The organism is Variovorax ureilyticus, from assembly GCF_037889935.1.
Taxonomy (GTDB): Bacteria; Pseudomonadota; Gammaproteobacteria; order Burkholderiales; family Burkholderiaceae_C; genus Variovorax; species Variovorax ureilyticus.
On record NZ_JBBKZU010000002.1, the window covers coordinates 492728 to 515300 of the forward strand.

18 protein-coding genes are annotated in these 22573 nt (G+C 69.7%); 1 reads left to right on the forward strand and 17 read right to left on the reverse strand.

The annotated features are described in order from the left end of the window. Nucleotides 1–2: 2 nt before the first annotated feature. Entirely contained in the window at nucleotides 3–2255 is a 2253-nt protein-coding gene (locus WKW77_RS06750; RefSeq protein WP_340356070.1) for a xanthine dehydrogenase family protein molybdopterin-binding subunit, read from the forward strand. Between the two features lie 150 nt (nucleotides 2256–2405). Here WKW77_RS06750 and WKW77_RS06755 read toward each other — a convergent pair whose 3' ends face one another. From WKW77_RS06755 to WKW77_RS06835, 17 genes are all read right to left on the reverse strand, one after another. Next, entirely contained in the window at nucleotides 2406–2603 is a 198-nt protein-coding gene (locus WKW77_RS06755) for a hypothetical protein (RefSeq protein WP_340356071.1), read from the reverse strand. A 273-nt stretch (nucleotides 2604–2876) separates the two neighbouring features. Next, the gene (locus tag WKW77_RS06760) at nucleotides 2877–3773 is read right to left on the reverse strand and encodes an ATP-grasp domain-containing protein (protein WP_340356072.1); all 897 of its coding nucleotides are present in this window, start codon (nucleotides 3771–3773) and stop codon (nucleotides 2877–2879) included. Between the two features lie 61 nt (nucleotides 3774–3834). After that, nucleotides 3835–4539, reverse strand: a complete 705-nt coding sequence (locus WKW77_RS06765; RefSeq protein ID WP_340356073.1) for a hypothetical protein — start codon at nucleotides 4537–4539, stop codon at nucleotides 3835–3837. Beyond that, nucleotides 4532–7474: a DUF6519 domain-containing protein gene (locus tag WKW77_RS06770; RefSeq protein WP_340356074.1), complete on the reverse strand. Its 2943-nt coding sequence runs from the start codon at nucleotides 7472–7474 to the stop codon at nucleotides 4532–4534. The genes WKW77_RS06765 and WKW77_RS06770 overlap by 8 nt, the downstream gene beginning before the upstream one ends. A gap of 19 nt (nucleotides 7475–7493) precedes the next feature. After that, complete coding sequence (locus WKW77_RS06775) at nucleotides 7494–9515, reverse strand: hypothetical protein (RefSeq protein ID WP_340356075.1); 2022 nt, start codon at nucleotides 9513–9515, stop codon at nucleotides 7494–7496. After that, nucleotides 9512–12304, reverse strand: coding sequence for a putative baseplate assembly protein (locus WKW77_RS06780; protein WP_340356076.1), 2793 nt, complete (start codon nucleotides 12302–12304; stop codon nucleotides 9512–9514). Before WKW77_RS06780 ends, WKW77_RS06775 begins: the two co-directional genes overlap by 4 nt. 82 nt (nucleotides 12305–12386) lie before the next feature. Further along, nucleotides 12387–14855, reverse strand: coding sequence for a putative baseplate assembly protein (locus WKW77_RS06785; RefSeq protein WP_340356077.1), 2469 nt, complete (start codon nucleotides 14853–14855; stop codon nucleotides 12387–12389). 317 nt (nucleotides 14856–15172) lie between these two features. Continuing rightward, on the reverse strand, nucleotides 15173–15532 hold the full coding sequence (locus WKW77_RS06790; protein ID WP_093166372.1) for a GPW/gp25 family protein: 360 nt from the start codon (nucleotides 15530–15532) through the stop codon (nucleotides 15173–15175). Next, a complete protein-coding gene (locus tag WKW77_RS06795) occupies nucleotides 15532–15852 on the reverse strand; it encodes a hypothetical protein (RefSeq protein ID WP_340356078.1) in 321 nt (106 codons plus the stop codon). Before WKW77_RS06795 ends, WKW77_RS06790 begins: the two co-directional genes overlap by 1 nt. Beyond that, nucleotides 15852–16349 carry a phage baseplate assembly protein V gene (locus tag WKW77_RS06800; RefSeq protein WP_340356079.1) on the reverse strand — a complete coding sequence of 166 codons (498 nt, stop codon included), beginning with the start codon at nucleotides 16347–16349 and terminating at the stop codon, nucleotides 15852–15854. The genes WKW77_RS06795 and WKW77_RS06800 overlap by 1 nt, the downstream gene beginning before the upstream one ends. Nucleotides 16350–16475: 126 nt before the next feature. Beyond that, nucleotides 16476–17612, reverse strand: coding sequence for a hypothetical protein (locus tag WKW77_RS06805; RefSeq protein ID WP_340356080.1), 1137 nt, complete (start codon nucleotides 17610–17612; stop codon nucleotides 16476–16478). Nucleotides 17613–17614: 2 nt separating this feature from the next. Next, on the reverse strand, nucleotides 17615–17902 hold the full coding sequence (locus WKW77_RS06810) for a LysM peptidoglycan-binding domain-containing protein (RefSeq protein WP_340356081.1): 288 nt from the start codon (nucleotides 17900–17902) through the stop codon (nucleotides 17615–17617). Nucleotides 17903–17905: 3 nt separating this feature from the next. Next, nucleotides 17906–18577, reverse strand: coding sequence for a hypothetical protein (locus WKW77_RS06815; protein WP_340356082.1), 672 nt, complete (start codon nucleotides 18575–18577; stop codon nucleotides 17906–17908). Beyond that, entirely contained in the window at nucleotides 18574–18798 is a 225-nt protein-coding gene (locus tag WKW77_RS06820; RefSeq protein WP_340356083.1) for a hypothetical protein, read from the reverse strand. The genes WKW77_RS06815 and WKW77_RS06820 overlap by 4 nt, the downstream gene beginning before the upstream one ends. Then, on the reverse strand, nucleotides 18795–20789 hold the full coding sequence (locus WKW77_RS06825; protein WP_340356084.1) for an ATP-binding protein: 1995 nt from the start codon (nucleotides 20787–20789) through the stop codon (nucleotides 18795–18797). The genes WKW77_RS06820 and WKW77_RS06825 overlap by 4 nt, the downstream gene beginning before the upstream one ends. Then, nucleotides 20786–22003: a Pvc16 family protein gene (locus WKW77_RS06830; protein WP_340356085.1), complete on the reverse strand. Its 1218-nt coding sequence runs from the start codon at nucleotides 22001–22003 to the stop codon at nucleotides 20786–20788. The genes WKW77_RS06825 and WKW77_RS06830 overlap by 4 nt, the downstream gene beginning before the upstream one ends. Further along, entirely contained in the window at nucleotides 22000–22566 is a 567-nt protein-coding gene (locus WKW77_RS06835) for a hypothetical protein (protein WP_340356086.1), read from the reverse strand. Before WKW77_RS06835 ends, WKW77_RS06830 begins: the two co-directional genes overlap by 4 nt. Nucleotides 22567–22573: the final 7 nt, after the last annotated feature.

Genomic DNA, 22573 nt, shown 5'->3' on the forward strand with positions numbered 1-22573 from the left:
CCATGAACTTCGATCAAGCCACTTTCGAACTGCCCGCCAACCTCCGCGCGCTGATGGCGCGCCATGAGGACACCACCCAGCCCAGTAGCCTGCCGCGCCGCAGCTTCCTGAAGCTCACGGCGGTGAGCGGCTTCGCGCTCGGCGTCTTCCCGATGGGCGCGCTCGCGCAGGACACGAGCGCCGCGGACGCCAAGCCGGCAGGCCTGAAGCCGCTGCAGCAGCCGGCGGCCTTCGTGCGCATCGACCGTGACGGCACGACCACCATCACCATCAACCGGCTCGACTTCGGGCAGGGCGTGCAGACCGGGTTGCCGATGATCCTGGCGGAGGAACTCGACGCCGACTGGTCCAAGGTCCGCAGCGTCCACGGCACCAACGACCCGGCCTATGTCGACCCCGCCTTCGGCATGCATATCACGGGCGGCTCGGGTTCGATCAAGAACTCGTACACGCAATACCGCGAACTCGGCGCCCGCACCCGCACCATGCTGGTGAGCGCGGCGGCAGCACAGTGGAAGGTGGATGCCGCGACGCTGCAAACGCGCAACGGCACCGTCATCGGCCCCGGCGGCAAGCAGCTCGGCTACGGCGAACTGGCCGAAGCGGCGATGAAGCTGCCGGTGCCCGAGACCGTCAGGCTCAAGGACCCGAAGGACTTCCGCCTGATCGGCAAGCCCACCGGCCGGCTCGACGCAGAGGCCAAGTCCAGCGGCCATCAGGACTACGGCATCGACATGCGCCTGCCCGGCATGCTGACCGCCGTGGTGTCGCATCCGCCGGTCTTCGGCGCCCGGCTCAAGTCGGTGGACGACAGCGCCGCGAAGGCGATCAAGGGCGTCAAGGCCGTGCTGCGCGTCGCGCTGGACCGCGGCGCCGAAGGCGTGGCCGTGGTCGCCGACGGCTACTGGCCCGCCAAGCAGGGCCGCGATGCGCTCAGGCTCGACTGGGACACCGGCGCCGTCGAGAAGGTCGACAGCGAGAAGCAGCTCGCCCAATACCGCGAGCTCGCGACGAAGCCGGGGAATCGCAAGTACGACGCCGACGTCTCGAAGCTCGCCGGAGCCGCGCACAGGATCGAGGCCGAGTTCGTCTTCCCCTACCTCGCACACGCGCCGATGGAGCCGCTCAACTGCACCGTCAGACTGGCGGGCGGCAAGGCGGAAGTCTGGACGGGCACGCAGATGCCGGGCATCGACGGCATGGCCGCCGCCAAGGTGCTGGGCGTGCCGGCGGAGAACGTCAAGGTCCATGTGCAAATGGCGGGCGGCGGCTTCGGCCGTCGCGGCCTCTTGACCAGCGACTTCGTGGCCGAGGCCTGCAGCGTCGCCAAGGCCGCGCAGGCCGCGGGCATTGCCGCGCCGATCCGCACACTGTGGAGCCGCGAGGACGACATCAAGGGCGGCTACTACCGACCGATGCATCTGCACACCGCGAAGATCGGCTTCGATGCGGGAGGCAAGGTCACCGGCTGGGACCACGTCATCGTGGGCCAGTCGCTGCTGATGGGCAGCATGTTCGAGGCAATGATGGTCAAGGACGGCATCGACGCCACTGCCGTCGAGGGCATGAAGGAGCCCTACGACGTGCCGATGCGGCTCACGGTGCATCACCCCAGGCTCAACGTGCCGGTGCTCTGGTGGCGCAGCGTGGGCTCGACCCACACCGCGTTCGTCATGGAAACGCTGATCGACGAGATCGCCCGCACCACGAAGCAGGACCCGGTCGCCTACCGCATGAAGCTCATCGGCGACAAACATCCGCGCCACAAGGCGGCACTGCAACTCGCGGTGGACCAATCCGGCTACGGCAAGAAGAAGCTCGATGCCGGCCGGGCCTGGGGCGTGGCGGTGCACGAATCCTTCGACTCTGTGGTGGCCTATGTCGTCGAAGCCTCGGTGAAGGACGGCACGCCCATCCTGCACCACGTGACGGCGGGCGTGCACTGCAATCTCGCGGTCAATCCGAAGAGCGTGGAGGCGCAAGTGCAGGGTGGTTCGGTGATGGGCCTCTCGATGTGCCTGCCCGGCGCGGCGATCACGCTGAAGGACGGCGTGGTGCAGCAGAGCAACTTCGGCGATTTCGTCGTGCCGCGAATCACCGACATGCCGCAGATCGCCGTCCACATCGTGCCGAGCGCCGACGCGCCCACCGGAATGGGCGAGCCGGGGCTGCCGCCGCTTGCGCCGGCGTTTGCGAACGCCGTCGCGGCGATCACAGGCAGGCCGGTGCGGGAGCTGCCTTTCAAGCTGGCTTGAGAGCATGGCGGGGGGCGGCGCGATCAAAGAACCAATGATCCACGCCCCCAACCGATACGAAAAAGACGTTCTGGCGTGAGCACCATTCGTGCGCAAGGCGTCAGGGCCTGCTCGACTCCATCGCCAAGCCACCCAGGGACGCAGCGCCAATCAGCGGTAATGCAATCTCAGGGCGAGGAGGAGGAAGACCAGGCCGACCACGGCGATCAATGCGATCCGCCCCCATGGCATCTCGGGTGGTAGCGGTGGCGTGCGGGGACGCCGCCATTCAAGAGGAGTGAGCGTGCTGCTGATGCTGGGACGCTCGCTCATCTGCCAATCGTGGAAGTCGTCTCGATCGGATTTCATGTAGGCCATTCTGATTACATGCCGATGCAGACACCTCGGAAGCCGCCGTCACGACTTCGTGCTTCGTGAAATTGTTAACGAAAGTCGTCTATCTAAGCGCGGGTTCTGCTATTCCGACTCGTTCGAGCCGCCTCCTCCTTCGAGCAGGCGGCGGTTGCATCAACCAAAGTCCGTTCGCACGGTGGAGAGCCGATCAATTGCCAGCGCGGCCGCGGACGACACCAGGATCAGCCACTGCGCACGCTGAAGGGCAGGGCCAGGTAGACGAGCACCTCACGCCTCGCTGAGCAGCCGTGCAGTGGCGCATGCAAGGGACTCGTCCTCCTCGTCGTCGTAGAAGGTGAAACCCGGCGAAGGATTGACTTCGAAGCAGACCCAATCGCCTTCTGGCTTGCGTCGCAGGTCGATCCCGGCCATCGCGAGTCCCAGCGAGGCGGTGAGCGCGCGCAAGCGGGCCGCGAGCCCATCGGGCACCTGCCAGGGCCGGACTCGAACCCCGGCGGCGCCGGCATAGCGGTAGTCGTCGGCCTCCGATTCGATCGCGTGGCCGTGGACCTCGGTGCCGATCACGTGCACGCGGTAGTCGGTGCCGGCCACGTATTCCTGGAACTGGGTGGGGCAGGTGGACAGGCGCGCCAGCCGGTCAGCGTCGTCCGCCGCAAGGCGCGAGACGATGCTGCGAACGCCGCTGCAGGACTTGTAGACGACGCTGCCATGCCGCTTCCAGAACTGGCGAAGCAGATCGGCGTCGTTCGTCACGAGCGTGTCGGGCACCGCGAAGCCGGCCTGCGCGATCAGCGCCGACTGGTACGGCTTGGAACTGTTCGACCCCATGGCGGAGAGCCGGTTGACGACACGTGCCGGCGTCAACTCCAGCCAGCAGGCCAGGGCCTCGTCGATCGCGGCGCCGTGCTCGCCCGGCGCCGAGTCCTGCGGCCTCGCATAGGCCGAGCGGATGCGGTCCAGTTCGCAGCGCTGGTCGCCGACCTGGACCCAGCCCTTGGGGGCACCGTCGAGATCGATGGCGATCGATGTTTCTCCAGCGCGTGTCTGGTCGACGAGGAACATCGGCGTCCCGAGCCGACTCAGCGCGGTGCAGACGGCGGCGATCGGAAGATCGAGGGGCGATCCCCAGAGCAGCACCGGGCCGGTCTCGTGGCGCCGGCTCATCGGAGCACCTTCGTGCTTCGCACTGCGGTGCGAGCTTGCTTGGGGCGGCCCGGCGCGGCGCTCATGGCAGGCATTCCGTCAAGGCGTCGCCGATCGCCCCGTTGGAAAGATCGGGCCAGGGATCGGCACCGGCGAAGCGTGCCTCGCGGTCGTCTGCATCGAAGAGCACGCCGAGCAGCGCCACGCCGGCGCTGTCGGCCAGCCGCCGCGCATGCGACCGCAGTCGCGGATGCCCGTGACCAAGGATCGTCGGGCCAATGACGTCGAAGCGGATGCAGCCCTGCGGCACAGGGTGCGGCGCCGGCCTGGACGCGCCGGCGCGCAGCTCGCGCCGAACCGGGACGGCAGGCACGTCGAGGTCGAGCGCACGTTTCGTCCACTGTTCCCGGCACCACGCCGGCCCCGAGAGCGAGGGAACGCAAGGGCGGTTCACGACCGGGCACGCCAGCGCCGACAGCCAGGCGCCGAGGAACGCAGTCATCTCGCTCGCCACGTAGGCGCGATCGGCCTCGGCCACGTGAGGCAACTGCGCCGGCGCGACGGCGGAGATGCGGGTGACCACGCCGCGAAGCATCGAAGCGGGGAGGGCGAGCCCGTCCGCGACCGCGGTCGAAGCGGCCGGGTCGCCGACGCGATGGCACCAGCCCGCCAGCGAGAGATCCGAAGGCTTCAGCAGCCGCGCGCCATCCTTGTGATGGCGCGCGACGAAGGCCTGCGCCGCGGCATCCTGCGCATCCGCGAGCACCAGCAGCGGCCGCTCAGCCACCGTCGCTCTTGCCCGGGTCGCCGGGCGCTGCGGGTGCGACCGGAGGCCCGACGTCGGGCCGCTGCGCGGGTGCGATGAAGGAGCGCTGAAGGATCGTCGGCGAAGTGAGCACCGCAGGCCCCGCGACCACCGGAGCGGCCACCGCCGGGCTCAGCACCACGTCCCGGACCTTCTCGGCGAGCGCCACCTTGTCGATACGCACCGCCTTGTCGGCGGACGCCTCCTTGTCCTTGTCCTTGTCCTTCCCCTTGACGCGTACCGTGACGGTGGCCTGGGCGGTGCGCCGCGGGTCGGCGATGCTCGTCGCGACCACGTTGAACACGCCGGCCGCGCCCGGTGCCACGTAGTTGCCCGAGGCACTGATGGAGCCGCCATTGCAGCTCCAGGTCACGCCGGTGTCGACGCCGCCCGGAATGGCGACGCCGCTGCTGCTGACGCTGGCCGTGAACTGCTGCGAGGTGCCGGTGAGCAGCAGCGCCGTCGGCGGAGACACGGCGACGGCGAGAACCACGACGGTGAAGTTCGTCGTGAGCGAGGTCGTCAACTGCGAATTCGGGATGGCCGGCACGCTGGCCGTCACGTTCACCACGCTGCTGGACGCCGGTGCCGACACCGTGATCGGGAAGCTCGCGCTGGTCTGCCCCGCCGGAATCGTCAGCGGATTGCCGCCGTTCAGGACGACCGGGATGGACGGCGCGCTGCTGGCCGCCAGCGTGACCGTCACCGGCGACTGCGCGACGCTGGCGAGCACGACCTGCCCCGTCACGGCGCCGTCGCCGAGCAGCACCGTCGCGTTGAGCCCGAAGCTGCGCAGCGAGACCGGCGTGGCTGCGAGTTGCAGGGTGAACCAGCTTTCGAAGTCGCTGTGGCGGCGGCCGCAACCGGAGGGAAAGCTCAGGTCGGTGCGCAGGCTGTTGGTGCGCGATGCGCTCAGGCCCGGCTGGCCGCGGACTTCGCCGTCGAGATAGAGCCGCTCCTGGCCAAGGTCGCCCCAGATGAAATTGCCCTTCATCCGAACGCGCACGCGCGCCTGTCCGCCGCTCAGTGCGTTGACCACGCTTTGGGCCGCCGGGCTGGGAACCCACAGCAGCGTGTTGGTCTTGGGCTGCCAGCTGATCGGACTGCCGGTCAGCACCACCGGCACCGGCATCGTCAACGGAGGCTGCGCGTTGGCAGGCTGGTTCGGCACGGGTGTCGGAATGTCGACAGTAACGACCATTGAATTGTCGGAAGCAGTCATCAGCGCCACGCTGGTCGGCACTGGCGTGCCCGTGCCCGGGTCGAGGTTGATGCTGTATTGCCCGATCGGCGCCCCGTCCATCGAGATCGACAGGCCGGCCACGAACTGCGAGAGCGACAGCACGTCGTCGTTCTGCCAGCTGATGCCCGTGATGTGCAGCGCCGGCGGCACGTGCGTCAACGGCGCGAAGTTGCGGCGGCAATCCGTGATCAGGCTGCCGGCCACGGCGCCGCTCCAGCGCAGCAGCCCGATGCGGGCGAAGTGATGCACGACGCCGCCCGGCGGCTGCGGGACGGCGTGGTTCCACTCGACGCCGGCCGTGGCGCCCGACCGCGCGGGGATGAGCCAGTAGTCGCCCGTGGCGTACTGGCCCGGGGTGAACTGCACCTGCACGCCCTGTTCGAGCTCCAGCCAGCCGCCGCCGCCGGCGGGCACCACGGTGGCCCCGCCGCCGTCCCAGCGCCGCATCTTCGGGTTCAGCGACGGATCGATCGGCGTCGGCGACGCGGCAAAGGTCACCGCCCCCGTGGCGGGCTGCACGGTGGCGATCTGGATCAGCTGCCCCGGTCTGCCGTGCAGCTCGTCGGCGTCGCCGAGGATCTCGACCCACTGGCCGTTCGCCAGCCCCAGCGCGTCGTCGGGGCCGGTGCTGTCGACGGTCAGCGTGCTGCCGTTGAACGAGCGGATGTGCGTGACCACGCTGCCGTTGTCGCGCGACCACTTGAAGGTCGCGTTGCCGTCGGTGCCGGCGCCGTGGATCTCGACCCGGTAGAGCTGGTTGTCGAGACCGCGAAAGCCGCCGCCCGGCGGGATCAGGCAGGGGCCGGTCTGCCCGAGCGACGGTGCCGAACGGGCCGAGAGCGCACCGCTGCCGACGGCCGTCAGGGCGTCCCATTCGGGGAAGGCCGTGCCGCAGGCCGGCGCATCCGTCGCGGGCGGCGTGACAACGAGCAGCTTGAGCTGGCAGATGGTTTTCGTGCGCACGGCCGTGTCGGGGCCCCCGAGTGCGCTCTCGCGGATGGCCGGGTCGTCGAGCGCACCGACCACGCGGTGCCAGACGTCGAGGTAGGCGACATACAGCCCCTTGGGCAGCGAGAGCACGGACGGATTGGCACCTGCTGCGGCCGTCGCGAAGTCGGCGCCCGGAAAGTCCGCCTGTGTCAGGTAGGTCGCGATCCGGCGAAGTACGCCGTTGAACGCACCGGTGGCCGGCGTCGGCGGGCGCGTGATCCCGGCGCCCAAGGTCAGCGTGACCGAGCCGTCGGAGGTGGCGACGGCCGTGATGCGCAACATCTGCGACGCGTCCGCCGTGACGTTCACCAGCACCCATTGCCCGGCGCGGAAGTCGGCGAGGTCCGGGCGCGGCAAGGCCACCTGGGCCTTGTTGTCGCCGGTGCTGCTGAAGACGAGGCTCTCGCCGGGCTCGATCTCGCAGGGGATGCCATCCACGTAGTAGCGGCCCGAGGTGATGGTCAGGTCGCTGCCGTCGGCGGTGAAGCCCAGCCCGAAGCCCGGGTTGGCCTGCGGCGCGCCGCTCGGGCCGATCACGTCGATGCCCACGCGCTCGCTGCGGTGGGCGTGGATGAGCTGCTGCTCGTTCCAGTCGGCGTCGACCTGCACCCGGCCCTGCTGTTGCAGCACGGCGCTGTAGTGCTTGCGCGGATCGAAGGTGTTGCGGCTGAAGTCGGCTTTCATGTCGTTCCTCCTCCTTGGCTCAGTCGGCGAAAAGCAGGCCGCCGTCGAGTCCGACGCGCAGGTACTCCGCCAGTCGCAGGCGCAGGTTGCTCTCGCGCTGCTGGGCCATCTGTCCGTGGTGGACGCCCATTTCGGCGCCGTCGTCCGCGCCGGTGCGGATCTCGTTCGCCGAGCGCCGCGCGAGCTGGCCATACGAAGCGTCGCCGTAGCGCAGCGAATCGAAGAGCGGCACGACGCGGCTCGCATCCGCCGCTTGCGCGGGCTGGCAGCGGTAGCGCCGGGGCACGAGCGATTCGAGCGGCAGGTACGAGAAGCGCAGGCAACCTTCCTGCCGCCGCTCGGACCACACGGGCGCCGGCCACTGCGTGCCACCGCCCGACAGGCTCTCGCGCGCGTGGAAGATGCAGTTCGATGCCGCGCCGATCGCCGCACTGTGGATGCGGCCGACGAGCGTGCAGTCGGTGGCCTGCAATGCGCCGCCCGCCGCGTCGCCATCCACGGCCGCGTAGGCCACCGCCGAGGGATCGCCGGCATCGACGATGCAGTTCGTCAAGGTCACGCTGCACTCCGCGGCGATGCGCAGGGCGCCCACCACGCAGTGGTCCAGCTCGACCCGCGTGCCCTTCGTCTCGACGATCAGGCTCGCCGCGCCCGGATGCGCGGCGCTGCCGTCGCCCTTGAGCGTCGACCCGGGCACCAGCGTGCAATGCACCAGCCGCAGGGTGTCGGGTCCCTGTCCATTGGCGGTAGCCGCGAGATGCAGCGCGCCGCCGCTGATGACCAGGCCGTTGAGCGTCAGCTCGGAACCGGTCGCGCCGCTGATCTTCAATTCGCCCGCCATCTGCAGCACGGGCCGTGTCTGGTCGGCAGCACGCAATTCGACGTCGGCATTGGCCGAGAGCGCCACGGTGGGCGTCTCGGACCAGGTCGCGCTGCCCGGGAACTGCACCGCACCGCCGGCGGCGACGGCCGTGATCGCCGCCTGCACACTCCCGCTCGCGGACTTCGCCTCGACCACGGGCTGAAGGCCGAGCTGCAGCGTGGACAGCCGCTCGTACTCGCCACCGCCGATGTCGGATTCGCCGGCGCGATGGAACCACACCTGCAGCGGCTTCGGCGGCGCCGTGGCGAACGCGATGCGCCCGCGCTGCGGATCGATCAGCACGCTTCCGGGCGCCGGGACGTGCGCCCACTTCGCCCCGGCGGCATCGAGGTCCGACAGGTCGGCCGACAGCAGCACCGTGGCCGCTGGAAGACCGCCGATGAACAGCGACAGGTCCGGTCCGTAGAAGCTGTTCATCGAAGTCGCCAGCGCACGCCGGCTGATCGGCACCGGCAGGTTCGATTCGCGCGCCAGCGGCGAGTCCGGCGGCAAGACCTGCGGACGGTTGAACAGCTGCGTGTCCGCGCCGAGCGGATCGAAGAAGAAGCGCAGGTCGTCCAGCGCGAAGGCCGTGGCCTTCGACAGGCCGGCGCCTTTCTGGGACCACAGGTGGATGCCGACGTTCGGCAGATTCCAGCGCCCGCCGCATCCCAGTCCGCGCATCTCGGCAGAGTGCGCCGCGCTGTCGAAGGGCGAGCCGATGCGTTCGAGCACCCGCTGGCGCCGCATGTCGACCGTGCCGCCGGCGCCGGGGCGCACGTGCTTCACGCACTGGGTGACCGCGAGAGCGAGGAAGTATTCGACGACGTGGGCATCCCATCCCGTGACGTCGCGCGCCAGCCGCTCCAGCACCGTGACCGTGCCCTTGCCGCGCCGCAGGTTGATCGTGTTGGCCACTTCGGCGCGCGGGCTGCTGACGGTTGCGGTCACGCCGTTGAGCTGCCGGTAGCCGATCAGGTCGCCGATGTAGGGCACGACCCAGTCGGCGCAGGTCTCGATGAACTGGTCGTCGTAGAGCTGTGCGAGGTCCTCCTGCAGCACCTGCACCTGTTCGGCCAGCACGTCGAGCAGCCGCGCGAGCGCGCCGCCCTGGTCGGCATCGCGCAGCCGGTAGATGGCAGGCAGCAGTTGGAGAAGGGCAGCGCCGTCGAGTGTCATGGGGGTGCCTCCGCCCAGGTGGCGACGAGGTTCAGCGGCCTCGGGTCCAGCGTCAGCAGCTCGGCGGCGAGCACGCTCGCATCGGCGCCGACCTGGGGCAGGGCCGCATCGATCTGCGCGTTCTCGCGCAGCACGGCCAGGCGCGAAGCCGCCACGAAAAGGGCTGTGTCGGTGCGCCGCAGCCCAGAGACCTGCACCGCCACCACGCCCGGAACGCCTTGCAGCAGCGCGATGATCTCGCTGCGCGTCACCGCCTGTCCGAAGCTGCGCCGGGCGAAGGAGAACGCATCGCGTGCGGCCTGCTGCGCGGCGGCCAGCACGGCATCCATGTCCCAGGCCGGATCGACCATGAGGTTCGCGCTGAAGGTGAAGGCGCCGCGCCGGTAGCTGCAGAGGCGCACCGGCACGCCCGGCTCGGCCGAATCGCCAATCGCGGCGAGCAGGTGGCCGAACACGGCGCCATCCGCTTCCACCTCGGCACCGTCGATGCCGGCCACCGTGAGGAAGACGCCGCGCGTCTGCCCATGCCAGGTCCAGTTGGCGAGCGCCTTCGCGATGCCACCGAATGCGCGGGCGAAGTCCTCGTAGTCCTGCAGCGAGACGATTCGCCCGAGCGTGCGGAGGCCCAGCGCGGCGTTGGTGCGGATGTCGTCGGCCGTCTCGGCGTCGGTGCCCCCCGTGGCCGGCGTCGGATTGGCGACGCCCTGCACGCCCAGCGGCCGCGTCTGCAGCAGCGTGAGCTGGCCCGCCGCGACATTGCCGACCGCGCCGATGCCCTTGCGGTAGCTGGCGACGATGTTCTCCGTTCCGGTCGCCGGGCGCGCGCCGTTGACGCCGTCGCCGAAGCCCACGCTGGTGCTGCCGTCTTCGTTGAGGCGGGCGATGTAGACGCGGTCCGCGGGCGTGCTGCCGTAGAAGTCGTGGACCTCGCTCCACCGCACGCCGTTCACGCGCAGCACGAGGGTCGATGCCACGCCGCTCGGTGTCGCTGCGCTGACATGGGTGAGCGGCGATTGGCGCAGCGTGAAGCGTTGCGACGGCACGCTCGCATTGCCGCTGCCGAGCACTTCGTTCGCCGCGCTGCCGTGCGTCGCGGGCGCCACGTTGCCGTTGATCGTCACCGTCTTTCGCACATAGGCCTGCGTCAGCGCGCTGACCAGCGTCAGGGTGGTGCCGCCGTCGGCGCCGATCGCATGCTCGACCGCCTGGATCTGCACCATCTCGCTCGCGTGGTTGCCGGGCGAGTCGGCCAGTTCGCCCGAGACGATCAGCCGCTGCCCGGCGTGGAGGCCGTCGACCCAGGTGTCGAGGTCGATCTGGCTGCCGGCCGGCAGCGGATCGTCGTTCGGCAGGCGCGCCAGCGGCAGGGCCTCGCTCTCCGCCTGCAGCGTCGCGCCGCGGTAGCTGCTGAAGTTCGGGTAGGAGACCGACACCGGGCCGCTGTCGCTCTGGCCGACGACCGACATCCGCAACTGGGTTACCTTGCCGCTCATCGTGTACTTCGCGATGCCGTGTTCGGCGACGCCGTCGACGTTCGCGACCACCCAGTGGTCGCCCTGGCTGTCGCTCCATCGCAGCGCGGCGAAGCTGGGCGCGGCGTCTCCGCCCGGCGCGATGCGCGGGTAAGCGGCGTCGAGCAGCGGGTCCATCGTGTCGCTGGGCGGCTGCCAGTCGCCACCTGTGCCGATGTCGTCCTTGTACGCGGTCGCGACGGCGGTCGGCAGGCTGCGCGGATCGGGCGCGTTGTAGCCGAAGAGCGAAGCCTTCGTTCGCAACGCATACACGCTCGGCGCTACGGGAGGAGTCCACGCGGCCAGCGTCCTGAACAGGTGGGTGAGCTTCAGTCCAAGCCGCCAGCCGAGGACATGCAGGTCGTCCGCGCGCGCGATGAAAGGTGCCTTCGAGGTCAACACCTGCTGCGTCACGAAGGACCAGTTGCGCGGGGCGGCGAACGTGCTGGCGATGTGCAGCGGCAGCGTGTCGACGCGCAGCGACTCCAGCGCGATGAGCGGGCGCAGCCTGCGGGGGGGCGGCGGCGCGGGTGCCGGCACCTGCGCCCCCGAGATCGCCGGGCGCAGCGTGATCCGCGTCTGCTGCTCGGCCGTCATCGGCGTCACGCTGCTCACCGTGCGCAGCACCGGCCGGCTGCCTTGCTCGCTCGGCGCCACGATCACGCTGTCGCCCGGCTTCAGCCCCGTCGACACGCCGGTCAGCAGGACATCCGTGGTGTCCGCATCGACGGTCTGCGCGAGGCTCAGGCTCGGTCGGAAGGCGTTCCACTCCACCCGTGCCGGAACGGTCTCGATCGTCTCGAAGGTCTGCGGCAGGCCGCCGGGCAGGGGGATGCTCTGCACGCGCGTCCCCGCAGGAATGTCGACCGAGGTCGAAGGCGAACCGGGCGTTCCGGGCGCCTGCATCATCGTGAAGGCGAGCCAGGTGCTCGCGGCCACGCCGGGTTGCGGCACATAGCCGACCAGCTCGGCGAGTCCCGCGAGCGACCGGCGTTCGGTGGCGGTGCGCAGGAAGGACTCGTTGGCGATGCGCTCCTGGTAGAAGCTCAACACGTCCGCCACGCTGGCCCAGGCGTCGATCAGGCCCAATGTGAAGTCGCCTGGATCGCGCGTGCGCAGCTCGGGCAGCGTCCCGAGGCGCGCCTGCATGCTCTCCTTGAAAAGGGGCTGCGTTCCGACGCGATAGCGGATCGATGACAGGCCCGCGCGGTTCGTCACGACTTCGGGCGTTTGCGGCGAAACGCCGGCACAGGCGCCGCAGGCATCCACCGCGCTCATTTGGCCCCCCACGCTCGGCACTTCGTGTCCTCGCTGCCCCCCGAGGGGGCGCGAGCTTGCTTGGGGCGGCCCGGCGCGGCGCTCATTTCCCACCCCTCACGACGAAGCTGAAGACACCGCGCTCCGGGAAGTCCGGGTCGTTGTCCAGGCGCGCCACTTCGAGACGGCCGATCGGCAGCACGCCCGCATCGAGCGCCGCGCGGCCCGGTTCGCCACGCCGCTGGAAGGTCGTGATCTGCACCGAGGCCACGCCATCGATCGCCATCGCCGCCGCATACAGCGGGCTCGAATACACGTCCTGGCCGATGCGGAAGTTGTCGGGATGAAAGAGGCCGAGCCTGCCGTCCGGCCGCACGCGGCTGTTGAACACCTGCGACAACGCCTGCGACACCTCGGCGCCGAAGTACTCCGGCTTCGCCGTGACCTGCATCGCGATCTCCAGCGGCACCGCGATCGGTGCCTCGATCTCCAGGTCGTGGCCGGCCATGCGCAGGCTGTCGAGCGATTGCGCGAGCCGTGATTCCGCGGCCGCATCCAGGGCGCCGCCGCCGAAGGGATCGACCGTGACGAAGACGCTGCGCCAGCTCCCGGTCCACCGCATGGTGGCGGCCGCGCTCTGTACGCCGGGGAGCCCGGCGGCGAGGCGCGCGTAGTCGTCCGTCGTGACCGCGCGCTGCTGCGTGCGAAGCGCGTACGGTGCCTTGGCGCGCACCGAGGCGATGCTTTCCGGCTCTGCGCCGCCGCTGGCCGGCAGCGGCTGCCTGATGCCGACGATGGCCGGATCATCCGTCACGATGCGCACCAGCGTTCCCGCGCCGACGTTGCCCGCGCTGCCCGTGCCGGTGCGGTAGCTGGCGCTGAATTGCGTGCCGGGCGCCGGCCGCTTTCCGTGCGTGCCGTCCCCGAAGCGCAGCCACGCCACGCCCGCGTCGTCGGGCTCGACGACGAAGTGCGGGTCGTCCGCGTGGCTTCCGAGCAGGTCCTGCTGCGCGAACCAGTCGACGGATTGGCCTTCGAGCTTGCCGGTGAGCTGGATCGAGGGCACGGCGCTCGACGCGTCGGGCTGCTGCAGCGCCGCGGCCGAAGCGCCGGGATCCGCGGGATCGAAGGGCACGGTCCAACCGAGCGGCGACTGCGCCAGCCGCGGACGGAAGCGCGGCGGAACCGGCTCGCGCTGCGTTGCGTTGCACATCGCGCCGCTCGCTGCCGGCGCGCGAAAGAGCGTCGGCTGGGGTACTTCGCCGATGGCCTCGGCCACTACGAGGCGCTGCCCGTGGTCGGCCATGACGATGTTGCCGCGTGCGACGCTGATGTCGACGACATCGGTTTCGGTGCTGCCCTTCTGGATGCGCGCGGAGAGGCACAGCGGAAAGGCGAGCGCGTCCTCCGCGGCCCATGCGATCTGCGTGACGAGCTGCTTGTACAGCGGGTCCTGCAGAGGTTGGCCCTTGGCGTCGTCGATCGTCACGCCGACCAGTCGCACCGCCTGTCGGTGGGTCGGATCGGCATCCGCGGCGAGCCCCGTCTCGGGTCCGAGGATTTCCTCGAACACCAGCACGTCGCCGGGCTTCAGTTGGGCGAAGCGTCCGCGCAGCGTGGCGCGTGTCGCGCCCCGGGGCAGCGCGCAGCGACGGTCGCCCCAGGTGTGGAAGCCGATCTGCTGGTGGACCTGGAAGAGCGTTGCGGCATGCGTGGTCTCGAACACCACCGGCCGGGGGGCCAGCGCCGCGGCGTAGGCGGCTTTTGCAATCACCGGCGTTGCGCCCGTCTTGCCGCCGAGGATCGGCGTGTGCGCCGGCAGCGTGACGTTGTCCGCCTGCACCTGCACTTGCACCCAGGCGCGCGCGCTGCAGCCCTCCTGCATGAAGTAGTCGACGAGCCGCGCATGTCGGCGCACCGAGGTGCGAAGGCGCGCCGTGCCCAGGTAGGCTTCGGTCGCGACGGCATCCTGCTGGTAGCTGAGATAGTCGCCGACGTAGGCGAGCATTTCGACCAGCGCGACGCCGAGGTCGGCGACGTGGCTTTCCTGCCAGCCGGGCACCTGCGTGGCGAGGCGGTCGAGCATGAGCTGGCGGAAGCCCGCGTAGTCCTTCGCGAGGTAGTTCAGTTCCGGCACCACGGGCACTGCGGGCGCGCAGCTCGTGGCCGGCTGGCAGTCGAAAGGCGAGGGGCAATCCACCTTGAACGAGAACTGCGCGGACGAGAGCACCGGGTCCATGCCCGCCATCGGCAGGCCGCTGCCGTCGGGCTGCACGAGTTCGAGCGTGTAGGTCGAGAAGTCGCCGGGCTGGCTGACGTGCAGCACCAGCACGTTGTTGTCGTAGGTGGGCGGCTGGTCGACCACGATGCCGGTGAAGCGCTCGCCGCCGCCGATGCGCACGTGGGCCACCGTGATGCCCGCGGGTGCCGGTGCGCGCAGGAAGTGCACGCGCAGGCCCTGCTGGAATTGCGCGCCCACGTCCACGACCTCGACGAAGTCGATGCCGTTGAGAGTGGTCGAGTTCGCGACGTCGATGCGTCGCTGGGCGTCGCAGCAGAGCGTCTGGTCCATGTCAGGCTTCCATCACGCTCTTGCGTGACCCTGTTCGGGGCGTGTGGCGAGGACAGTGGGTAATCCCCTCCGCGAATGTCCCCCGGCCTTCGGCCTCCTCCTTTATTTCGCTGCGGGGATCACCCACTGCCCTCGCCACGAGACACGCCGCGTCGTGCCAGCCGATCAACGACGGCCGTGATGGATCACGACGATGGTGTGCTCTGCGCAGCGAAATAAAGGAGGAGCCCGAAGGGCGGGGGACATTCGCGGAGCAGAGCACACCGTCGGCGTGATCCCGCCCCAACGTCCGCAGAATCGAACGACACGGTTCCATGCTACCCACCCCCCCGAGTGAACTCCGCGGACATGCGTTGCTGCGTCGCCAGCACCACGTACTGCACCGTCACGGTCACGGTACTGTCCACGCTCTCCACCTGCACCCCCGTGAACTTGATCAGGTCGCCCAGCCACTGCTGCAACGCGCCCTGCACGAGGAACTGGGTCGCGGTCGCCAGCTCGGGGCTCGTCGGCGCGAAGAGCAGTTGCGCCAGCCCCGTGCCGAAGGTCGGGCGGTTCACGCGCTCGCCCGGTGCGGTGAACAGCACCTGCTCGATGAGATCGCGGATGTGGTCGTCGCCCGACGCCTGCGCCGTGCGGCCCTGCGCGTCGAATCCGTAGGGATAGCCGAGCTGCATCACATTCCCCTCACGCGGACCTGCGACGGCGCGACCAGCACGCCGGTGCCGTTGGGCACGCAGGTCGCCTGGCTGTCGACCAGCAGCACCGCGGCGCCGCCGGCCTTGACGCGTGTCGCAACGGACGTCCACATCACGTTCACGCAGGGGCTGGGCGCGCCCGAGACATTGAAGGCGCAGGCCGAGACCATGTGGGCCGCGAGCTGCGTGACCACCGCCTGCCTGTTCAGCGTGACGCGGGGGAAGGGCGCGGTCGCCTTCGCCTGACCCGCATGCATGCAGGTCACCATCGAAGTCTGGTCGAGCAGGAAGCCGGGCATCAGATGACCTCCAGCGCGCCGTCGTTGATCGACACGCCCGTCGTGCCGATCGCGATGCTGAACGCGGCCATCGCGAGCTTGATGCCGTTCGCATCGAGCGTGAGCTTGAGCGGCACCGCCACCGCCGGCGGGCTGACTTCCAGGATGAAGCCGCCCACGCCGGGCAGGTCGCTCATCTGCAGGCTGATGCAGTCGGTCTTGAAGACCTTCATCTCCGCGACGGCCGGCATGGCGGGCACCTCGCCGGCCCCCCAGAAGCAGCCGCTCCAGATCGGCTGCTCCGGATTGCCGCCCTCGAACTCGACCCAGATGTTGGCGCCGACCGGCGGCACCGCGAAGAAGCCCACGCCCGAGCCGCCGTAGGGCGTACAGGGCAGGGCCCATGACAGCGTGCCGTCCCCGAGCACCGCCGGCACGCTGACCTGCACGCGCCCGAGCATCATCGGATCGACGTTGTTCTGCACGGTGCCTCTGTACTTGCCGTAGAACGGGTTCACAAGAGCACCTCCGTGCTTCGCACTGCGGTGCAAGCTTGCTTGGGGCGGCCCGGCGCTGCGCTCACAAGAGCACCTCCGTACTTCGCACTACGGTGCAAGCTTGCTTGGGGCGGCCCGGCGCTGCGCTCATGGCCGTACCACCGGAACGGTCGATCCCCAGCCTTCGCGCGCGAGCGTGAACGACTGCGAATAGTTTTCCTTGCGGATGCGGTGCCTGACGTTCTTCACGTACCAGAGCCCGTCGTGCAGGTAGCCCGCGCCGCGCACGCCCACGAGCCCGCGCGGCTGCAGGATGTCGCCGTAGCGCAGCGCATCGAGCTCGCCGTTGGCGACCACGAGGTCCATCGAGTCCTCCAGCAGCGCCTGCGCGCGTCCGTAGGCCTGCATGCCGTCGATGCCTGTCTCGCGAAACTGGGTGGTGCGCACGTTGGGCTGGTCCACGAGCCACGCGGGCAACGCGGCCAGCGGCGGCCGCAGGCTCGCGAAAAGGCGTATCGGCAGTTCCTGGTTGGTCAGGCGGTCCTGCACCTTGCCGCTCACCTGCGTGGGACCAAGGCCGTTGCTGTGCACGCTGAAGTCCGAGACATTCGTGTTCGGCCCCATGTTGACCGTGATCGCGCTCTGCGGCAGCCCGACGCGCACAGGCGGTCCCCAATAGGCGGTGTTGGTCATCGGCACCGGGCCGGGCACGATGTAGAACACGTAGCCGTGGCGCAACGCCAGGAAGCGCAGGTGTTCGAGATCGGTGCGCATCTGCACCGGCACGCGGTCGATGGGCAGCGGCGGGTCGATGACCGGTGGTGGGATCAATTCCGGAACGAGGCCGTACTCGGCATAGCTGCCGATGAGCTTCAGCGCGACCAGACCGTCGTCGAGCCCCACGTGCTCCGCGCTCTTTTCCTCCAGGTCCAGCTTCACGCTCACGTCGTCGCCCGTCAGCGTGACGAACGAGCGGCCCGGCTCGTCGCTGGGCGAAAACTCGCGCTGCGTCACGAAGCCGTCCATCAGCACGCGCGGCGTGGCGTTGAAGGTGACGATCACGATCACGCGGTTCCAGGTTTGCAGCAAGGGACTGGCGAGCAGCGGATAGTCGAGCAGGTCGAGCGGCCCCGAGCGCCCCACCTGGAAACGGATCTGGAAGCCCGAGCGCTCGTCGCCGGTGTGCACCTCCACTTCCTCGAGCGCCTCCATGAGCATCACAGGCGCCGGCACCGGCACCGAGGGGCCGATGAGCAATGTGAGGTGGATCCCGAGGAAGTCCATGCTCAGAACTGCGGCGAGGCGATGCGCAGCACGCGGCCGAGCGTCGTGGTGAGTTCGAAGGGGTCGAGCGCATCGTTGGCATCGCAGATGCGCCAGAACTGCTCCGGGTCGCCGAAGGTGCGCGCGGCGATGAGGTCGAGCCGGTCGCCCTGCGTCACCGTCACGCCCATCACGAGCGGCATGCTGCTGCCCGCCGGCAGGAAGCGCCGGCTGAAATAACTGACGACGTGCCCATCCGCACCGACGTGGGTGAGGACTGGAAGGCTCGCATAGCGGCTGGTCGTGGCCATGGTCTACATCCCCGTGCTGACGCCGCCGCTGAAGGACAGCGAACCCGATGCCGACGCATTGCCGACCGTGTTGAGCGTGGCCATGGTTTCCTTGGCCACCTGGTGGGCAAGAAAGAGCGCATAGCCCGGATGCGTGATCGGCAGGTCGTTGTAGCTCAGCACGCGCAGGCCGAGCTGCACCCGCGCGCGTGTCGGGTTGAGGTTGACGTCGTAGGCCTCCTCGGTGATCGAGAAGGTGCTGATGCGCACCGGCAGCACGCGCTGCGGCCCCCAGATGAACAGCGTGAAGGGGGCCGCAGGCGGAATGATCTCGATCGTGCCGACCGCCAGCAGGACCGTGTTGGCGATCACGAGGCTGCTCTTCGGGTAGACCAGCATCTCCAGCGCCGAGAGCTGCGGGTAGATACCGGAGCTCACGGCCAGCGGGTTCGCCTGTTCGAGCTGGTCGGTGGCATCGATCTCGACATCGAGCGAGATGGTCTCCACCGGCGCGCCTTTGAGGCGCAGTGCTTCGCCGCGATCGCCGTCGTCCGAGCGCGTGGTCTGCGCCTCGATCTGGCGTGTCATGGTGTCCGGGTTGTATTGGAAGCTGATGATGCTCGCGAGCGGATTGAACGGATCGATGCCGACGATCGCGCCCTTCACGAGCCGCGGCGAGCCGGGGAAGCTGCTCATGGCCGGCCTCCGCGCGACGCGCCGGGAATGGCCTGAAGTACCGCCGTGGCGATGCGGTGTTCGAGGCGCTGGCCCGGCGGGCCCGAGGCGGACACGCGCTGCGCCGCGTCGACGCGCTGCGCAAGCGCCTGCGACACCGCGCGCGACAACTGGTCGCGATCGATCGCGCGTCCGTGGGCCGCATCGACGACCAGCCTGTCGATGTGCAGTTCGATCTTCATGCGTGCGCTCCTTGCGTTGCGGCTGGCCGGAAATCCGCTTCGTTGATGGGCCGCCCAAGCTTCAGAAGCTCGCTGCGCGCGGCGAGGTAGACCAGCTCCATCGTCACGGGGCTGCCGCGATGCGCCGCGAGAAAGGCGGCGTTCAGCGCAATGCTGTGGATGCTTCCGCCGGTGCAGTCCAGGCGCGCGAGCTGCTCCGGATCGAGTCCTTCGGTCGGCGTGTCCGCCGGGAAGGCGCGTTGCCACATCAATGCACGCTCGCGCGGACCGGGATAAGTGAAAGGCACGACGAAGCGCAGCCGCCGCATGAAGGCCGAGTCGAGCGAGCCTTTCAGGTTCGTCGCGAGGATCGCCAGCCCACGGAAGGCCTCGATGCGCTGCAGCAGGTAGTTGGTCTCGATGTTCGCGTAGCGGTCGTGGCTGTCGCGCACCTCGCTGCGCTTGCCGAACAGCGCATCGGCCTCGTCGAAGAAGAGGATCCCGCCGCCATCCTCCGCGGCATCGAAGATGCGCTGCAGGTTCTTCTCGGTCTCGCCGATGTACTTGCTGATCACCGCCGAGAGGTCGATGCGGTAGAGGTCGAGCGCGAGCGCGTGGGAGATCACCTCCGCCGCCATCGTCTTTCCGGTGCCGCTCTCGCCGTGGAAAAGCGCGCTCAGGCCGAGCCCCCGGCTCATCTTGCGCTCGAAGCCCCAGTCGCCGTAGACCCTGCGGCGCAGCGCGACCTGGGACACGATCTGATGCAGCAGCGACAGCGAATCTTCGGGCAGCACGATGTCGTCCCAGCCGACCTTGGGCTGGATGCGCTGCGAGAGGAGGTCCATCTTCGAATGCGCGCTCTGGCGGCATGCGGTCCAGAGCGCCGCATCCACGGCGCCTGCGTCGGCATCGTCCGCATGCCTTCGCTCCGGGAGCCCCGCGCTGCGCGCCATCGACGCGATCTGCGGGAGATTGAAGTTGAACTGGCTCGCGAGGCGCGACGCGAGCGCCTCGCGCTCCGGCCCGAGCAGGTCGAGCCAGGCCTGCGTCTGTTCGGTGGCGGTGGGCCGCTCGATCGCCATCACGAGCAGTGCATCGCGGCCGCCGGCACCGAGCGCATGCGCGTCCCGCGTCGCGACGAAAGCCAGCTCCCGCAGGTGGTCGAGCACACGGCCCAGCACGGCGGCGCTGGCTTCGGAGGACTCTCCCGGCGCCACATCGTGCGCATCGATGTAGAGCGCGAGCGGCATCAGCAGGCATTCGCGGCGCCAGATCCTGCACCACGCGTCGAGATCGGCGCCTTGCGTGGGCAACGCGGCGAGGCCGATGCGTTCGAGGCGCAGGCCCACGCTTGCCGCGACGTGACCTGCCACCAGCTGCTTGCTCGTCGAATCGATGCCGGTCAGCTGCAGCGTGGGCGCGGGGCCGCCGCCTTCGAACCTGCGCACGAACGCGAGCAGGTCATCCGCCGCCGACTGCTGCGAAGGCGGCAGCGGCTGCAGGCCGTCCGTGGCGACGGGCAGCAGCGCGGGCGCGATGCGTTCGTCCAGACGATTGAGGCCCTTGACGTAGTCGACGATCCGGTCGTCCGCCCGCAGGGGGCTCATCGTCAGGGGCGTCGCACCGCTGGCGTGGACGTCCACCAGATGCCAGTAGCGCAAGGGCCGCTGCGGCGAAAGCGCTTCCCATGCGGGATCGTCGAACAACACCATCGCGAGCGCGAAGCTCGGGCTCGGCCGCGAAGCTTCGCCGAGCGCCAGCGCGCAGAGTGCACCGATGCGCGTGTCGAGTGCCGCCGCGACGCACAGCAGCAGCACGTTGCGCTCGAAGTCGGAAAGCCCCAGTCGCTGCTGCAGGACGACGAGCGTCGGCACGGGAACGAGGTCTTCCGCGTCAGCGTCATCTGAACGCTCCGGGCGCTCGGCCAGCCGCTGCAGGCGATCGCGCAGCCATGCGAGCGCTGCGCCGAGCGCCAGCTCGTTGCTCTGGATGGGTGTGGCGCCGGCGTTCATGTCAGTGTCACCGTGGGGCCCACGAACTGGTTGAAGGTCGGGCTTGCGGGCGTCGTGTCCGTCGCCAGTGCGCTGCAGGCGCCGTCGACCATCACGCGGGCCAGGTAGCTGCGCGCGACGAAGGCCGCAGGAATCGGGAACGCGACCGCGTTGCTGGTGTCCGGATCGCCCGGTGCATGCGGTGCGGATGCGACCTGCTGGTCGTCCAGCAGCAGCACGACGCGCTGGCTGCGACCGACCGCGGGCGCCACCGAGAGCTGCAACACCGTGCCGCGTGCGACGCTGACCGGCGATGCCGTGGTGATGCTCGGGCTCAGCATGAAGGCCGCTGCATTCGACTCGAAACCCGCGCCCGGGTGCACCACGGGCGGCGTGCCGAGCGGCACTTCCTGCACCACGCGCACGGTGTTCACGCCGGCCGGCACGCCCGCCGGCAGCGTGAAGGAGAGGGTGCGATCGCCGATGGTCGAGGGCGTCACGCGCAGTCCCGCCACGACGACCTGCGTCGTCGCCGCACCGAGGTTCCAGCCCGCGAGCGTCATCGTCGCGCCCGGCGCGGCGACCTGCGGCGTCACCTCTTCGATCGACGGCGTGCGGAACGGCGCGACGACGATGCTCGCACTGCGCACCGGCGGCGCGACCCTCGCGGGCCGGGCGCTGTCGATGAGCACCACCGAGGCCTCGTACGCGGCGGACAGGCGGTACTGCGTCTGATAGGCCATCCAGAGTTTGGACATCTCCTCGAAGCCGAGCGAGTGCGGCGTGATACGCACGCGCTCGATCTGCCCTTGCACGTCGGCCGCCCCCAGCGCGTCCGCGAGATCGGAAGGCATCAGCAGCGGGTTGTCGTGCAAGGCCAGCATCGCGCGGCCGAGGAGCAACTGCGCGATGAGCTCGTTGTCGTCCTGCCCGAAGGCGGTGAGCATGTAGTGCAGGTTGAGCGCGAGCGGCGGCTCGCCGCCGGCCGGGCCGCTGCGTGGCGGCAGGCCGTTGGAGAGCGCCGGGTTGGGCACCGTGCTGTAGAGGTACAGGTTGAGCAGGTTGCCGTTGGCAGAGAAGGTCCGCACCTTGTCCAGCGGGAGCGTCGTGACCTGGATCTGCGTGGTGGGCAGGGTGTCGGCCGGCAGGTTGGCGGGCAGGGGCGCCTGCAAGGCCCGGTTGACCAAAGCACGCAGGCCGCGCGTCACGCTGGCGATGGCGAGCGCGCTGCTCATCTCGCACGTCCTTCGGTGCGGCGCTGCAGGTAGTCCTGCAGGCTCAGTCGCGGCGCGGCACGCTTCGGCTTCGGCGGGGGCTGGCGCGGTGCCTCTGGTGCGCGGACTTCGAGCCTGCCGATCGTGACTTGCACGACGGAAGGACTGTCGTCGACGGCGGCTTCCGGCTTATCGCGCTGCCGCGGCGTGGGCGTGGACAGCGGCACCTGCGGCGCCGTGCGCGTCTGGATGGCGGGCTCTGCACGCGGTTCAACCGGAGCGCGCCAGGGCGAGATGCGGTCCTCGACGGCTGGCGCCACGGCCTTGTCTGCCGCCTTTGGCAAGGCCTCTGCGGAGGCCGGCACCGCAGCAGGCATGGCGCCACGGAATGCCGGCGAATGCAACTGGGGCGCCTCGGCGCTCTCGGGCTTCGGAACGACGGCATCGAGGCGTGACGCCGCGCGAACGCCCTCTGCTTCGGCCCTCGGCACCTCAGGAGCGCCAGGCGGTGTGCGCGCGGCCTCCGCGGTGGGAGCGTGGCGCGGACCTGCCGGCATCCCGATGGCTTCGACGGGCAAGGGCATGTTCGAT

Bases quoted from the DNA above. Each gene is read 5' to 3' on its own strand.
- WKW77_RS06750 (WP_340356070.1), top strand. From the start codon at position 3: ATGAACTTCGATCAAGCCACTTTCGAACTGCCCGCCAACCTCCGCGCG.
- WKW77_RS06755 (WP_340356071.1), bottom strand. From the start codon at position 2,603: ATGAAATCCGATCGAGACGACTTCCACGATTGGCAGATGAGCGAGCGT.
- WKW77_RS06760 (WP_340356072.1), bottom strand. From the start codon at position 3,773: ATGAGCCGGCGCCACGAGACCGGCCCGGTGCTGCTCTGGGGATCGCCC.
- WKW77_RS06770 (WP_340356074.1), bottom strand. From the start codon at position 7,474: ATGAAAGCCGACTTCAGCCGCAACACCTTCGATCCGCGCAAGCACTAC.
- WKW77_RS06775 (WP_340356075.1), bottom strand. From the start codon at position 9,515: ATGACACTCGACGGCGCTGCCCTTCTCCAACTGCTGCCTGCCATCTAC.
- WKW77_RS06780 (WP_340356076.1), bottom strand. From the start codon at position 12,304: ATGAGCGCGGTGGATGCCTGCGGCGCCTGTGCCGGCGTTTCGCCGCAA.
- WKW77_RS06785 (WP_340356077.1), bottom strand. From the start codon at position 14,855: ATGGACCAGACGCTCTGCTGCGACGCCCAGCGACGCATCGACGTCGCG.
- WKW77_RS06790 (WP_093166372.1), bottom strand. From the start codon at position 15,532: ATGCAGCTCGGCTATCCCTACGGATTCGACGCGCAGGGCCGCACGGCG.
- WKW77_RS06795 (WP_340356078.1), bottom strand. From the start codon at position 15,852: ATGCCCGGCTTCCTGCTCGACCAGACTTCGATGGTGACCTGCATGCAT.
- WKW77_RS06805 (WP_340356080.1), bottom strand. From the start codon at position 17,612: ATGGACTTCCTCGGGATCCACCTCACATTGCTCATCGGCCCCTCGGTG.
- WKW77_RS06810 (WP_340356081.1), bottom strand. From the start codon at position 17,902: ATGGCCACGACCAGCCGCTATGCGAGCCTTCCAGTCCTCACCCACGTC.
- WKW77_RS06815 (WP_340356082.1), bottom strand. From the start codon at position 18,577: ATGAGCAGCTTCCCCGGCTCGCCGCGGCTCGTGAAGGGCGCGATCGTC.
- WKW77_RS06820 (WP_340356083.1), bottom strand. From the start codon at position 18,798: ATGAAGATCGAACTGCACATCGACAGGCTGGTCGTCGATGCGGCCCAC.
- WKW77_RS06825 (WP_340356084.1), bottom strand. From the start codon at position 20,789: ATGAACGCCGGCGCCACACCCATCCAGAGCAACGAGCTGGCGCTCGGC.
- WKW77_RS06830 (WP_340356085.1), bottom strand. From the start codon at position 22,003: ATGAGCAGCGCGCTCGCCATCGCCAGCGTGACGCGCGGCCTGCGTGCT.
- WKW77_RS06835 (WP_340356086.1), bottom strand. From the start codon at position 22,566: ATGCCCTTGCCCGTCGAAGCCATCGGGATGCCGGCAGGTCCGCGCCAC.